The sequence below is a fragment of the Rhizobium sophorae genome, assembly GCF_013087515.1.
Taxonomy (GTDB): domain Bacteria; phylum Pseudomonadota; class Alphaproteobacteria; order Rhizobiales; family Rhizobiaceae; genus Rhizobium; species Rhizobium sophorae.
On the sequence record NZ_JABFCN010000009.1, the window covers coordinates 357,915 to 371,000 of the forward strand.

Here is a 13,086-nt window from a genome sequence, read left to right on the forward strand (position 1 = left end):
ATCCGGGCGTTCCGTACATCCGTAGCGGGTTGAAAACAACACAGGCGGGGAACGGCTTTATTGGCAAAGGACGCGGCAAAACCGGTCATCCTCTGGTTTCGCAAGGATCTGCGCCTTGACGACAATCAGGCACTCACCGCCGCCCATCGCTCCGGGCGGCCGATTATCCCGCTTTATATTAGAGAACCGGAGGCAGCAGGCACGGGTCCGCTGGGTGCTGCGCAGGCCTGGTGGCTGCATCACTCACTCGAAGCGCTGGACAGGTCGCTGCGCAAGCGGCAGGGACGGCTTGTGCTTGCAAGCGGCGAGGCGCTCGAAGTGCTCTGCGCCTTTATCAAGGAAAGCGGTACCGAAGCCGTCTTCTGGAACCGGCGCTACGATCCATCAGGAACGTCGGTCGACATCTCTATCAAGCACCAATTGGAAAAGCAGGCGATCGAGGTGAGAAGCTTCGGCGGCCAGTTGCTGCACGAACCTTCCCGTCTGATGACCGGCAATGGCACGCCCTATCGCGTCTACACGCCATTCTGGCGCGCAGTGGAGGGCGCCGGCGAACCGGAGCCACCACTGGACGCGCCGGCGAAACTGCGGCTGACATCGCAACTTCCGGAAACGTTGGAGAGCTGGAAGCTGCTCCCGACGAAACCGGACTGGGCCGGCGATTTCACCGATCTGTGGACACCCGGCGAAGATGGCGCGCACGAAAAGCTACGTGCCTTCGTCGAAGATGCGCTCGACGGCTACAAGGAAAACCGAGACTATCCAGCAAGGCCGGCGACGTCGATGCTGTCGCCGCATCTGGCGCTGGGCGAGATATCCCCTGCCCGCATCTGGGATGCCACACGCGGCCTGTCGCAACGCGTGCCGGCGGCCGACATCGTGCATTTTCGCAAGGAGATCGCCTGGCGCGAATTCTCCTATCACCTGCTTTTCCATTTTCCGCGTCTTGCCTCGGCCAACTGGAACGATCGTTTCGACGGCTTCGAATGGCGCAACGACAGCGGAGATTTCGAGGCCTGGCGCCGCGGCATGACCGGACATCCGATCGTCGATGCCGGCATGCGCCAGCTTTGGCGCCATGGCTGGATGCACAATCGCGTGCGCATGATCGTTGCCTCCTTCCTCATCAAGGATCTGATGGTGGATTGGCGCCGGGGCGAAGCCTGGTTCCGGGATACACTTGTCGATGCCGATCCCGCCAACAATGCCGCAAGCTGGCAATGGGTGGCGGGCTCGGGAGCCGATGCATCGCCATTTTTCCGCATCTTCAATCCGGCGCTGCAGGGCGAAAAATTCGATCCCGACGGCGACTATGTCAGGACCTATGTGCCGGAGCTTCGAGAGCTCGGGGCAAAATACATCCACCGGCCGTTCGAGGCGCCGAAGAGCATTCTCGACGAGGCTGGCATCACGCTTGGCCAAACCTATCCGAAACCGATCGTCGATCACGCAAGCGCTCGCAATCGCGCGCTCGCCGCTTACCACGCAACAAGGGATGCAGCATGAACGCGCACTTCCGTCCCGCTCCACGCCGGCTGAGGATCGCCGTCATCGGCTCCGGCATCTCGGGCGCCTCCGCAGCCTGGGCGCTGTGTCAGGTGCATGACGTTACGCTGTATGAAAGCCAGGCGCGGGCCGGAGGCCATACGGCGACGGTCGACGTAGATTACGACGGGGTACAAATTGCGGTCGATACCGGCTTCATCGTCTATAACGAGCAGAATTATCCCAATCTGACGGCGCTGTTTGCCGAGCTCGGCATCGCGACGCATGCAAGCGATATGAGCTTTTCGCTCTCGCTCGACCGCGGCAGACTGGAATGGAGCGGCGGCGGACTGTCCTCGATCTTCGCGCAGAAGCGCAACCTGCTGCGGCCCTCGTTCTTGTGGATGATCCGCGAGATTCTCCGCTTCAACCGCACCTGCCTCGAAGATCGCAGCGCCGGTCATCTCGCCTCGCGCTCGATCGGCGATTATCTCGACTGGCGCGGCTTCTCGCCCGGTTTCACCAACAACTATCTCGTGCCGATGGCGGCGGCGATCTGGTCGACACCATCAGCCCGCATGCTGCAGTTTCCCGCTGAGCAGTTCGTCAATTTCTTCGACAATCACCGGCTGATCTATCGCCGGCAGCACCCGTGGCGCACGGTGACCGGCGGCAGCCGCACCTATCTCGACCAGCTGCTTAGGCCGCTCGGCGAACGCCTGAAACTCTCCTGCGGCGTGCGCAGCGTCATCCGCTCCGAGCGCGGCGTCACGATCATCGACGAGGCGGGGATCGAACACCCGTTCGACAAGCTGATCTTCGCCTGCCACAGCGATCAGACAGCCCGCCTGCTCGCCGATGCCACCGATCGGGAAAGCAGGCTGCTTGCCGCTATCCCCTACCAGCCGAACCGCGTCGTCCTGCATCGCGACCAATCGCTGATGCCGAAGCGGCGCAAGGTTTGGGCCTCATGGAATTATCTGCGCTCCAGCCGTGAAGACGGAAACGCGGACGTGGCCGTGACTTACTGGATGAACCGGCTGCAGGGCATCGACGAGAAACTCCCGCTGTTCGTGACCCTCAATCCCGACCGCGAGCCGGACCCCCATAAGGTGTTTGCCGAATTCACCTATGAACATCCGCAATTTTCGGCGGAAGCCATAAGCGCTCAACAGGCGCTCACGACCATTCAAGGACAGAATAGTTGCCATTTTGCGGGTGCCTGGACGGGGTACGGATTCCATGAGGATGGTCTCGTTTCCGGTCTGGCGGCGGCGGAGGCCTTGGGCGGGATCATACCCTGGCGGACTATCCGAACCTCCCGGCACCCCCAACCGGATGCGGCGACATGACAGGGCGCGGCGAAAAACGTGGCATGAACGCAGCAGCCAACGGCGCCCCACCGGATGCCGCCGCAGCGCTCTATGTCGGCGAGATCATGCACCAACGCATGAAACCGTTCGGACATCGCTTCCGCTACCGTGTCTTCTCGCTGCTTGTCGATCTCGACAGGCTGGACGAGGCTGGCCGGTTATCGATGCTGTTTTCCGTCAACAGACGCAATCTCGTCTCGTTTCACGAGAAGGACCATGCAAGACCCGGGGACACGTCGCTGCGCGCCTACGCCGACCGGCTGCTCGCCGAGGCGGGGCTCGACCGCGCAGACAGGATTCTGCTCGTCTGCTATCCCCGAATTCTCGGCTATGTCTTCAACCCGCTTTCCGTCTATCACGCCTATGATGCCGGTGGCGCAGTCGTCGCGATGATCTACGAAGTGCGCAATACTTTCGGCGAGCGGCACAGCTATGTCTGTCCGGTCGACCATGGGGAGATGTCGGAAAGCGGGCTTCGCCAGAGCTGCGACAAGCTCTTCCATGTCTCGCCCTTCATCGGTATGGCGGCGCGTTATCATTTCCGCATGCTGCCGCCCGGTGACGAAATCCGCTGGCGCATCCTGGAAAACGACAGCGAAGGCCCGCTTCTCTCGGCGACATTTTCCGGACGGCAGGTGCCGTTGACGAGCGCCTCGCTGCTGGGGTTGACGGCGCGCATCCCCTTCCTCACCTTGAAGATCATCGCCGGCATCCATTGGGAAGCGCTGAAATTGTGGCTGAAGGGCGCGCGCTACGTGAGGCGTCCGGCGCCTCCGCCTGAAGTCAGCATCCGACCGGCCCGCCCGCTTGCGGACGCGGCGGAATGACATTACCGCGCCGCGCGTCTTTTCAGACGCGCAAAGGACGCTGTAACGCTTTGAACTGCTGCTTAATTTTATCCGCAAATCAGTTCCGATTTGCGGAATTATGCAGTAGCCTTCAATGCAATGGCCGGGGGCCGGTCGAGCGTATCGTCACGGATGTATCGCCGTCCCTAACCGGCAAAAAAATGCTGGAGGAGGAGAGATGAGCAAGGCCCAGGACTGGAATCTGCTGGCCCGTGACGCGGTGACGCTGACGGGGGAGAACATATCTCGTCTGGTAAAGGGGCTGCCCTTCAAGGCGAAACTGGCGCTGCGCGGACTTCTGCGTATGCAGCACGGGTCGCTTGCCGTCACCCTTCCCGACGGCCGCAGACTGCTGATCGAGGGCAAGCAGCCCGGGCCGAAGGCGGCGCTCAGCCTCAACAATTGGAACCTTGCCTATCGGGCGCTGACGAGCGGCACGATCGGGGTAGCCGAAACCTATATGGACGGCGATTGGGACAGCCCCGACATCACCGCCTTCCTTGAACTCTTCCTCGTCAACGGCGAGGCCGCGCACAGCTATGCGCACGGTAAGGGCGGCGTCGGCCGCCTCTTCGAGCGCGTCCGCCATTGGATGAACGCCAATACCAAAACGGGCTCGAAGCGCAACATCTCCGCCCATTACGATCTTGGCAACGATTTCTACAGGGAATGGCTCGATCCGAGCATGACCTATTCTTCTGCACTCTATTCGACCGGCGCCAACGATCTGCAATCGGCCCAGAATGCCAAATACCGGGCGCTTGCCGAGGCAACCGGCATCGGGCCTGGCGATCACGTGCTGGAGATCGGCTGCGGCTGGGGCGGTTTTGCCGAATTTGCCGCAAGTGAGCTGAACTGCAAGGTGACGGGGCTGACGATCAGCCGTGAGCAGCTTGCATTTGCCGAGGAGCGCATCCGCAAGGCCGGCCTCGACGACCGCGTGGAATTCCGCTTCCAGGATTACCGCGATGAAGCAGGGCTCTACGACCGGATCGTCTCGATCGAGATGTTCGAAGCGGTCGGCGAGAAATACTGGCCGTCCTATTTCTCGAAGCTCAGGCAATGTCTGAAGCCGGGCGGCAAGGCCGGCCTGCAGATCATCACGATCAAGGACGAGTCCTTCGACCAGTATCGCAGCAACCCTGACTTCATCCAGAAATATGTCTTTCCCGGCGGCATGCTGCCGACGCGCAACCATCTGGCCGAACTTGCCGGCAAGGTCGATCTGTCGCTGGTCAAGGATTTCGGCTTCGGGCTCGACTACGCCCGTACGCTCGCCGAATGGCGCGAGCGTTTCTGGTCGGTCTGGGAACGCATCCGCCCGATGGGCTTCGACGAGCGTTTCAAGCGGCTCTGGGAATTCTATCTGTTCTATTGCGAGGCCGGCTTCCGCGCCCGCAATATCGATGTGCGCCAGGTCGTGTTCTCGCGCCGTTGATCATTCCGCCGCATGCGGTGTCACCGGGTGGCGACCAGCCGATGGCGGCCGCTCCCGCCAGCCGGTCACGCGGTTCACCAGCGTGAAATAAACGCTATAGGGGAGCAGGCGCGCGAGCTTCAGCATGGTGGTGAAGCGCTTCGGAAACGTGATCTCGAAGGCCTGCGATTTCAATCCGGCGGCAATCTCCCGGGCGGCCTCCTCGACCGACACCAGCGACGGCATCGGAAAGGCATTCTTCCTCGTTGCCGGCGTATCGACGAAGCCCGGGCAGACGAGCTGGATGCGGATGCCCATCTTGTCGAGATCGAATTTCAGGCTTTCGGCCATATTGATCAGTGCCGCCTTGGTAGCGCCATAGGCAGCCCCCGTCGGCAGGCCGCCATAGCCGGTGACGGAGGAAACGATGGCGATCTGTCCCTGCCCCTTCGCCTTCATATGGCGGATCGCCGGCAGCAAACAGTTGACGACGCCGGAAAGATTGACGGCAAAGCTCTTCTCGAAATCGGTGCGGTTCAGATCCTCGGCATGGACGGGCAGGTAGACGCCGGCATTGAGGATCGCCATGGCGAGCGTGCCGTGCTCATATTCGATGGAGGCCATGACATGCTCCATGTCCTCGGCATTGGTGACGTCGCCGTCGAGCACAATGATACTGCCCGAGAGGCCATTGGCTTCGGCTTGCAGCTCGACCAGCTTTTCGTGGCTTCTGGCCGTGACGGCGACCTTGTATCCTTCGCCGACGAGCCTCAGTGCAAGCGCCCGGCCGATGCCTGAACTCGCACCTGAAATCCAGACGATTCCATGTTCGGGATGGGCAATGAAATCACGCATGACATGTTCCTCCGGGCTGCCTGATCAAATGCGAAAACAGGTCCGGAAGTTCCTCAACCCCTCCGGATTTACGGCTCTATCACACTATTGTGGCTGCTTTCAGCCGATCAGGTCGCCGATCATCTGGCGGAAGGATCCGGTGAGCTTGACCGGTCCGTCCGAGACGGCAAAGGCGATGCAAGGCCTGTCCTTTTCGGCGACCGGCCGGTGGTCGACCGTCTCGTCGGCAATGGAGATGTCGCCGGGGCCGAAACGGCCGCGTTCATCATTGAAGGCGCCGTCGAGAATGAGGATCAGTTCCATGCCTTTATGGGTGTGCGCCGGCAAGGCGCGGCCCGGCCGGATCCACATCAGACTGACCTCGCAGCCATCCATGTCGAGCGAATATTCCTTGAAACCGGGCAACCGCCGGCGCCAGGGCACATCCTCGGCTTCGAAGCCCAAGAGGGCGCGCAACGCTTGCGGAAACAGCGCGTTTTCCGGGCGCGCGACCGTCCGCGGCGCGGTGACGGGAGACGCAGAGGAAAAGATCGCCGCAAGCCGCCCGTCGCGATCGGCAATGGCGGCTTCGGGCGCGTTTTCCAGAGCTTCGCCTGCCAGCAGCTCGAGGCTATTCACCAGGCTGCGATTATCCGGTTTCATTTCAAGATGAGACTGCACCAGCACACGCGCCGGCTCGGGCAAGGAGCCGGCAACATAATGCGCCATCAATGCATCGATCGTGTCGATCTGCTCGTGAACCATGTCGGTTTCGGTCACGCCCTGTTGCCGCGCTCCGTTTTCGCTTTGTCGTCATCCGTACGGGGAAAGTCAATCTTCGGATCACCCCTCTCACGGCGGGATTGCGGGCCATGCGTCATTTCGGAGGAGGAAAGCCAAATTTTATCGCGGCCGACAGAGGTGTGGAATAGCTTTTCTTGCCAACTCAGCCTTGTGAAGGGAAAAGACCGTTCCTAAAGTAAGAGTTCGAATAGAGGCAGATTCCATGACCTTCCACCCCTCCGTCCTTGAAGCCATCGGCAACACGCCCCTGATCAAACTCAAGGGTGCCTCAGAGGCGACCGGCTGCACCATTCTCGGCAAGGCGGAGTTCCTGAACCCCGGCCAGTCGGTCAAGGATCGCGCCGCGCTCTACATCATCCGCGACGCAGAGCGGAAGGGATTGCTTCGTCCGGGCGGCGTCATCGTCGAGGGAACGGCCGGCAATACCGGCATCGGGCTGACGCTGGTCGCCAAGGCGCTCGGTTATCGCACCGTCATCGTCATCCCGGAAACGCAGAGCCAGGAAAAGAAGGACGCCCTGAAGCTGCTCGGCGCCGAACTCGTCGAAGTTCCCGCCGTTCCCTACAAGAACCCGAACAACTACGTGAAGGTATCAGGGCGGCTGGCAGAGCAGCTGGCGAAGACCGAGCCGAACGGGGCGATCTGGGCAAACCAGTTCGACAACGTCGCCAACCGCCAGGCGCATGTCGAAACGACGGCAAAAGAAATCTGGAAAGACACCGACGGCAAGGTCGACGGCTTTATCTGCTCCGTCGGCTCCGGCGGCACGCTGGCAGGTGTCGCCGCCGGCCTCAAGGCTTTCAAGCCAGACGTCAAGATCGGCATCGCCGATCCCGATGGCGCCGCACTCTATGAATTCTACCAGAACGGCGCGCTGAAATCCGAGGGATCCTCGATCACCGAGGGCATCGGCCAGGGCCGCATCACCGCCAATCTCGAGGGCTTCACGCCTGACTATGCCTATCGGATCCCCGATGCCGAAGCGCTTCCCTATCTCTTCGACCTCGTCGAGAACGAGGGCCTCTGCCTCGGCGGCTCGACAGCGATCAACATTGCCGGCGCGGTCAACCTCGCCCGGGATCTCGGACCTGGTCACACGGTGGTGACGATCCTCTGCGATTACGGCAACCGCTATCAGTCAAAACTTTTCAACCCGGATTTCCTGACGTCGAAGGGACTGCCCGTTCCGGGCTGGATGGCCAAGTCGCCCGATATCCACGTTCCCTACGAGCCGGTGTGAGACGCCATGCCTGTCAATGCCCTTTATCGTGACGACTTCTATCTCTCGACGTGCGAGGCGGTCGTCACCGCCGTTCACGAAGACGGGGGCATCGAACTTGACCAGACCTGCTTCTACGCGACATCAGGCGGCCAGCCCGGCGACACCGGAGAGTTCGAGCGCGCTGACGGCAGCAAGATCGCGCTCGGCCAGACGAAACATGGTCCGAGCAAGGATGTCATCATCCACGTGCCGCTCGAAGGTGCGCCGCGGCCCGTGGTCGGCGAGACGCTGGTGCTGCATGTCGACTGGCCGCGCCGCTACAGGTTGATGCGCATGCACACGGCCTGCCACCTGCTTTCCGTCGTCTGCTCCTATCCGATCACCGGGGCTGCCGTCGGCGAGGAAGAAAGCCGCGTCGACTTCGACATGATCGAGACGATCGACAAGGACGAGGTGACGGCCAAGCTGATGGAACTGGTCGAGCAGAACCATCCTGTCACTCTGCAATGGATCACCGACGAGGAGCTTACGGCCAATCCCGATATCGTCAAATCGAAGAACGTCCGCCCGCCGATGGGGCTCGGGCGCGTCAGCCTCGTCTGCATCGGCGAGAACTCCTCGATTGACAGCCAACCCTGCGGCGGCACACATGTCTCCGAGACTCAGGAAGTCGGCCGGATCCATATCGCCAAAATCGAGAAGAAGGGCAAAGAGAACCGGCGCTTCCGCATCCGCTTCGGCACGCCCGGCGACGAAGCCTGACCATCAAGGGAGACCATCATGAGTGAGACCAAGAGCCGTTTCGTCGTTTCGGCCGACTGGCTGCAGTCCGAGCTCGGGAAAGCTGACCTGCGGGTGCTGGACGCCTCCTTCTATCTGCCGGCGCAGAAGCGCGATGCTGATGCCGAATATGCGGCCGGCCATATTCCAGGCGCCATCCGTTTCGACCAGGACAAGATCGCCGACCATTCGACATCGCTGCCGCACACGATTCCATCGCCCGATTATTTCGCCGCCGAAGTCGGCCGGCTCGGCATCAGCGAGAATGATCGGATCGTCGTCTATGACGGCATCGGCCTGTTCGCCTCGCCGCGCGTCTGGTGGCTGTTCCGGGTGATGGGCGCGAAAAATGTCTTCGTGCTCGATGGCGGTCTCGACGGCTGGAAGGCCGAGGGCCGTCCGCTTGAAACCGAAGCGCCCAATCCTGCGCCGGCGACCTTCACGCCGAATTTCGACGACAGCCGCGTGGTGACGCTCGAGACGATGCGCGACATCGTCTCCAGCAGTGCGATGCAGATTGCCGATGCCCGCAGCGCCGGCCGCTTTGCCGCCGTCGAGCCCGAGCCGCGCGCCGGCATGCGTTCCGGCCATATGCCGGGCGCCCGCAGCCTGCCTTCCGGCGTCTTTGCCAGCCAGGGCCGTTTCAAGTCGCTGCCCGAACTCAGGCAGACGATCGTGGATGCCGGCATTGATCTTTCAAAGCCTGTCGTCACCTCCTGCGGCTCGGGAATCACCGCCGCGATCATCACGCTGGCGCTGGAATCGCTCGGTCATCACGACAACAAGCTTTATGACGGCTCTTGGAGCGAATGGGGCAGCCGTGACGATACACCCATCGTCACCGGTCCGCCGACGCCGGTCAAAGTCTGATCGCCATGGGAAAGGCACCCGCTTCGCTGAAAGCTCACATCACTCGGCTCGAAATGACGGCGCCGCCAAAGGCAAGCATGCCGGTGCCTGTCAATATCCAGACGGCGATCATGCGCGCTCCCGAGATCCCATTGCCCTTCTACCGTTATCTCTACCGGCAGGTGGGTGCGCGCTGGCAATGGGTGGATCGGTTGCGCATGAGTGACGAGCAGCTTGCCGAGACGCTAAACGACAAGCGCAACAATATCAGCGTTCTCTACGTGAACGGCGCGCCCGCCGGCTTCTACGAATATTTCTGCCAAGACGAGGATATGATCGAGCTCAGCCATTTTGGCCTGATCGAACATGCGCTCGGTCTCGGCATCGGCAAATGGTTCCTGCTGCAAGCGCTCTATGCCATCTGGTCGCTCAATCCGAAGCGGGTCACCACCACCACCAACAATCTCGACCATCCGCGTGCGCTGCAGCTCTACCAGATGTACGGCTTCTCCCCCGTTTCGACCGGCACCGGCATCGTCCGGCCGCTCAGCGACAAGGAGCTTCTGGAGATTGCGCGGAAAAGCTGACGGCTTCTTTCCCGACGTGAGCGGAGGTGGCTAACGCTGCGTCAGGCTGTTCGGGCGGCGCGGGTCGTTTCGGCGTTCGAAATCGAGCGTGCGGCCCGACTGTTCCTTCAGTTCCGCCACTTCCCGCCGCAGAGCCCTGAGCTCTTCCAGTATTTCTGCATTCTGTTGCGCCAGCAGCGCCAGATCGATGTCGGCCAAGGCCTTCTCCTTTCGCCTTACAACGTACGCCCAGAAGATACTCCGCTTTTCACTCTCCGGCGATCTCATATGCAGACGCAGGCAAGAATCGGGTGGCTTGCCCGCTCGTCCAGGTGCATTTCATGGCAATCACAAAGGAGATCTGCCATGACCGCCATTCGTTTTGTTGCCATGCCGACGACCGACGCCGAACGCCTCTGGAACGGCGGCCGCGACGCCTATGACAGGCTGCCCGAGACGATCGTCTCCGATGGTCCCGGCCATCCCTGCCGCCATTGCCTTCAGAATATCGATGCGGGCCAGGCGTTGCTGGTCTTTGCCTACCGGCCCTTCCCCGAGCTGCAGCCCTATGCCGAAACCGGCCCTGTCTTCCTGCACAAGCAGCCTTGCGCACGCTATGCCGCCGAAGAGATCATGCCGCCGATGCTGACGACGAGCCGTGACTTCATCGTCCGCGGCTACAGCGAGAACGACCGCATCGTCTACGGTACCGGCGCGGTGACTGAGATCGGCGATATTCCGGCCTATGGCAAAGAGCTGCTGGGACGATCTGATATCGCCTATGTGCATGTGCGTTCCGCGCGCAACAACTGCTTCCAATGCCGGATCGATAAGGTAAAGGCGCCGGCCCTGGCGGAGACCGGCGCCTGATAGGCGGAGGGCGAAGCGCGACAGGAAGTCGTCAACTCGCCCGCACGCTCCTTCTGCAGTGATCGGCGAGGCGGTTTCGGTTTCCCCCTGACCAATGCTGTCGGGATCGCGCGCCCTCGAATCCTATTAAACGCCACGCAAGGCAATGATCCGCGAACCTGCGGCAGCCTGCCGTTGGTGTGCGAGCGGCGCATATTCGGGCGATGCAAAGAGACCACGGATGGCATCCATATCGAGAAACTCGATGATCAGCATATTCGTCGCCTGCCAGCCTTCGAGTTCGAGCGGCGCGTCATCGAGAGCAATGAGGCGGCCGCCGGCCTTTGCTACCAGAGGCAGGGCCTTGGAGCGGTAATCGGCAATGGCTTCGGGGTCGTGGATATCGAGATCGACAACGAGATAGGCGGACATGTTCATATCCTTTCAATCAATGTGAAGTTAGGGATGTTTTTTTGCGTGCAGCGGCGCGCTTTATGGCAAGTGCCGCCACTTGACCATGCGCTTCCGGAGATCGAGTGTGCCGCCATCCACGGTGAAGCTGCCGTCACCGCGATGATGCATGGTCCGTCGTTCCTTGCGGCTCTCGTCAATCCAGATCCTCTGTGCTTCGAGGATGAAGAGATTGTATCGATCGACGAAGCTCGGATCGGCAACACGGCATTCGATATTGGCAAGGCAGTCCACCAGCAAGGGTGCTGCGACATCCTTTGCTGGACGAGTCCTCAAGCTGAACCGCTCGAACTTGTCCACCGCCTCACCGGAGCAGTTGCCGATGTCCACCACGGTTTCGGCAAGGTCGACAGCTGGAATCGCAATCACGCATTCGCCGGTCTTTTTCAGGGTGTGGTGGCTGAAGTCCCAGGGGCCGATGACGCAACCGATCAGCGGCGGCGCATGCTGGATCATCATGTGAAAACCCATCGTCATCACATTTTGCGTGCCCTCAAGGCTCGTCGTCACAAGAACGATCGGGCCGGGTTCGAGCAGGCGATAGGCCTGGGAAGCGGAAATCTCTTTCATCGTGCGGCTCCTTCGCGAGTCTCTTCCCCGCATGTATGCGGGGAAGCTGAAAGACGTTCTGGCGTGGTTACCAGCCCTGTTCGACCGGCAGAACGAAGAGTTCCGCGACATTCACATGCGCGGGCGCCTGCGCCGCGAAGACGATGGTGTCGCCGATGTCCGCGCCCTGCAGGAATGTCATCTGCTTGGCAAGGTCGTCCATCTGCTTGATATAGCCAGGCTCCGTGATGTGATCGTAGAGCTCGGTTGCCACGGCGCCCGGCTGGATGCAGGTCACCCGAATATTGTGCTTCTGGCCCACTTCCATGCGCAGGCCGTCGGAGAATGCGGCGACGGCATGCTTGGTGGCGCAATAGACCGACAGGCCCTTGAAGACCTTGCGGCCAGCAATCGACGACATGTTGAAGATGTGGCCCGAATGCTGGTTGATCATCTGCGGCAGAACGGCAGCCGTGGTGTTCAGCAGGCCTTTCACATTGACGTCGACCATCCGGTGCCATTCGTCGACTTTGAAATGATCGACATCCGAAAGCGGCATCAGGCCAGCATTGTTGACGAGAATGTCGATCGAACCATAGGCACCCACCAGCCTTTTGACGCCGGCGTCGACGGAGGCTGGATCGACCACGTCCATTTCGATCACGAGGGCTTCACCACCCTTCGAGACGATCTCCTTTTTGAGGTTTTCAAGCTTGTCGGTGCGACGGGCGGCGATACCCACCTTTGCGCCGGCCTCGGCGAGCTTCAATGCGGTTGCCGCGCCGATGCCACTCGAGGCGCCGGTGACCAGCGCGACTTTTCCATTGATATTCGTCATGGTTTATCTCCTTGTCCTTGGCGCCCTTCCAACTGAAAGGGCGGTCGTGTTCGACAAGGAGGAAGATAAGGAGGAGGGCCTGATCCCTCTCTCGGGAGCTTGCGAGACCTGTCGGGATCTTGCTCAAATCAGCAACTTTAATGCATGTCGCGCAAAAGTGTGCAGCGGTTGTCTAATCGCATTGCCTTGGTCAAGGTTATT

The 13,086-nt window shown here is 61.0% G+C and carries 15 protein-coding genes; 9 read left to right on the plus strand and 6 right to left on the minus strand.

What is annotated here, in order from left to right; translation table 11 throughout:
- Positions 1–60: 60 nt before the first annotated feature.
- The 4 genes from G9X64_RS06440 to G9X64_RS06455 all read left to right on the plus strand — a co-directional run bounded on the left by G9X64_RS06440 (position 61) and on the right by G9X64_RS06455 (position 5,144).
- On the plus strand, positions 61–1,506 hold the full coding sequence (locus tag G9X64_RS06440; protein ID WP_171376204.1) for a cryptochrome/photolyase family protein: 1,446 nt from the start codon (positions 61–63) through the stop codon (positions 1,504–1,506).
- On the plus strand, positions 1,503–2,837 hold the full coding sequence (locus tag G9X64_RS06445) for an NAD(P)/FAD-dependent oxidoreductase (RefSeq protein ID WP_168310174.1): 1,335 nt from the start codon (positions 1,503–1,505) through the stop codon (positions 2,835–2,837). Before G9X64_RS06440 ends, G9X64_RS06445 begins: the two co-directional genes overlap by 4 nt.
- The gene (locus tag G9X64_RS06450; RefSeq protein WP_168310173.1) at positions 2,834–3,685 is read left to right on the plus strand and encodes a DUF1365 domain-containing protein; all 852 of its coding nucleotides are present in this window, start codon (positions 2,834–2,836) and stop codon (positions 3,683–3,685) included. The genes G9X64_RS06445 and G9X64_RS06450 overlap by 4 nt, the downstream gene beginning before the upstream one ends.
- A gap of 199 nt (positions 3,686–3,884) precedes the next feature.
- On the plus strand, positions 3,885–5,144 hold the full coding sequence (locus tag G9X64_RS06455) for an SAM-dependent methyltransferase (RefSeq protein WP_168310172.1): 1,260 nt from the start codon (positions 3,885–3,887) through the stop codon (positions 5,142–5,144).
- Here the strand turns inward: G9X64_RS06455 and G9X64_RS06460 are convergent, their stop codons facing one another.
- Positions 5,145–5,978: an SDR family NAD(P)-dependent oxidoreductase gene (locus G9X64_RS06460; RefSeq protein ID WP_168310171.1), complete on the minus strand. Its 834-nt coding sequence runs from the start codon at positions 5,976–5,978 to the stop codon at positions 5,145–5,147.
- Between the two features lie 99 nt (positions 5,979–6,077).
- Entirely contained in the window at positions 6,078–6,737 is a 660-nt protein-coding gene (locus G9X64_RS06465; protein ID WP_171376205.1) for a ChrR family anti-sigma-E factor, read from the minus strand.
- Positions 6,738–6,963: 226 nt separating this feature from the next.
- On the opposite strand from G9X64_RS06465, the gene G9X64_RS06470 reads away from it, so the two are divergent.
- Genes G9X64_RS06470 through G9X64_RS06485 form a run of 4 tightly spaced genes read left to right on the plus strand, consistent with a single transcriptional unit; the run spans position 6,964 to position 10,199 of the window.
- On the plus strand, positions 6,964–8,001 hold the full coding sequence (locus G9X64_RS06470; RefSeq protein ID WP_168310170.1) for a cysteine synthase A: 1,038 nt from the start codon (positions 6,964–6,966) through the stop codon (positions 7,999–8,001).
- A 6-nt stretch (positions 8,002–8,007) separates the two neighbouring features.
- The gene (locus G9X64_RS06475) at positions 8,008–8,745 is read left to right on the plus strand and encodes an alanyl-tRNA editing protein (RefSeq protein WP_168310169.1); all 738 of its coding nucleotides are present in this window, start codon (positions 8,008–8,010) and stop codon (positions 8,743–8,745) included.
- 18 nt (positions 8,746–8,763) lie between these two features.
- A complete protein-coding gene (gene sseA / locus G9X64_RS06480; protein WP_168310168.1) occupies positions 8,764–9,633 on the plus strand; it encodes a 3-mercaptopyruvate sulfurtransferase in 870 nt (289 codons plus the stop codon).
- Positions 9,634–9,638: 5 nt separating this feature from the next.
- Positions 9,639–10,199 (plus strand): GNAT family N-acetyltransferase, encoded by a 561-nt coding sequence (locus G9X64_RS06485; RefSeq protein WP_168310167.1) that lies wholly within the window; start codon positions 9,639–9,641, stop codon positions 10,197–10,199.
- Positions 10,200–10,229: 30 nt separating this feature from the next.
- Here G9X64_RS06485 and G9X64_RS06490 read toward each other — a convergent pair whose 3' ends face one another.
- Positions 10,230–10,466, minus strand: a complete 237-nt coding sequence (locus tag G9X64_RS06490; RefSeq protein WP_050565063.1) for a hypothetical protein — start codon at positions 10,464–10,466, stop codon at positions 10,230–10,232.
- Between the two features lie 78 nt (positions 10,467–10,544).
- Between G9X64_RS06490 and G9X64_RS06495 the strand changes: the two genes are divergently transcribed.
- Entirely contained in the window at positions 10,545–11,048 is a 504-nt protein-coding gene (locus G9X64_RS06495; protein WP_115156898.1) for a DUF1203 domain-containing protein, read from the plus strand.
- A gap of 126 nt (positions 11,049–11,174) precedes the next feature.
- On the opposite strand, the gene G9X64_RS06500 is transcribed toward G9X64_RS06495, so the two are convergent.
- The 3 genes from G9X64_RS06500 to G9X64_RS06510 form a co-directional block, all read right to left on the minus strand.
- Entirely contained in the window at positions 11,175–11,459 is a 285-nt protein-coding gene (locus G9X64_RS06500) for a DUF1330 domain-containing protein (protein ID WP_028757378.1), read from the minus strand.
- Positions 11,460–11,519: 60 nt separating this feature from the next.
- Entirely contained in the window at positions 11,520–12,068 is a 549-nt protein-coding gene (locus G9X64_RS06505; protein WP_168310165.1) for a flavin reductase family protein, read from the minus strand.
- A 67-nt stretch (positions 12,069–12,135) separates the two neighbouring features.
- On the minus strand, positions 12,136–12,885 hold the full coding sequence (locus tag G9X64_RS06510) for an SDR family oxidoreductase (RefSeq protein WP_168310164.1): 750 nt from the start codon (positions 12,883–12,885) through the stop codon (positions 12,136–12,138).
- Between the last annotated feature and the right edge of the window lie 201 nt (positions 12,886–13,086).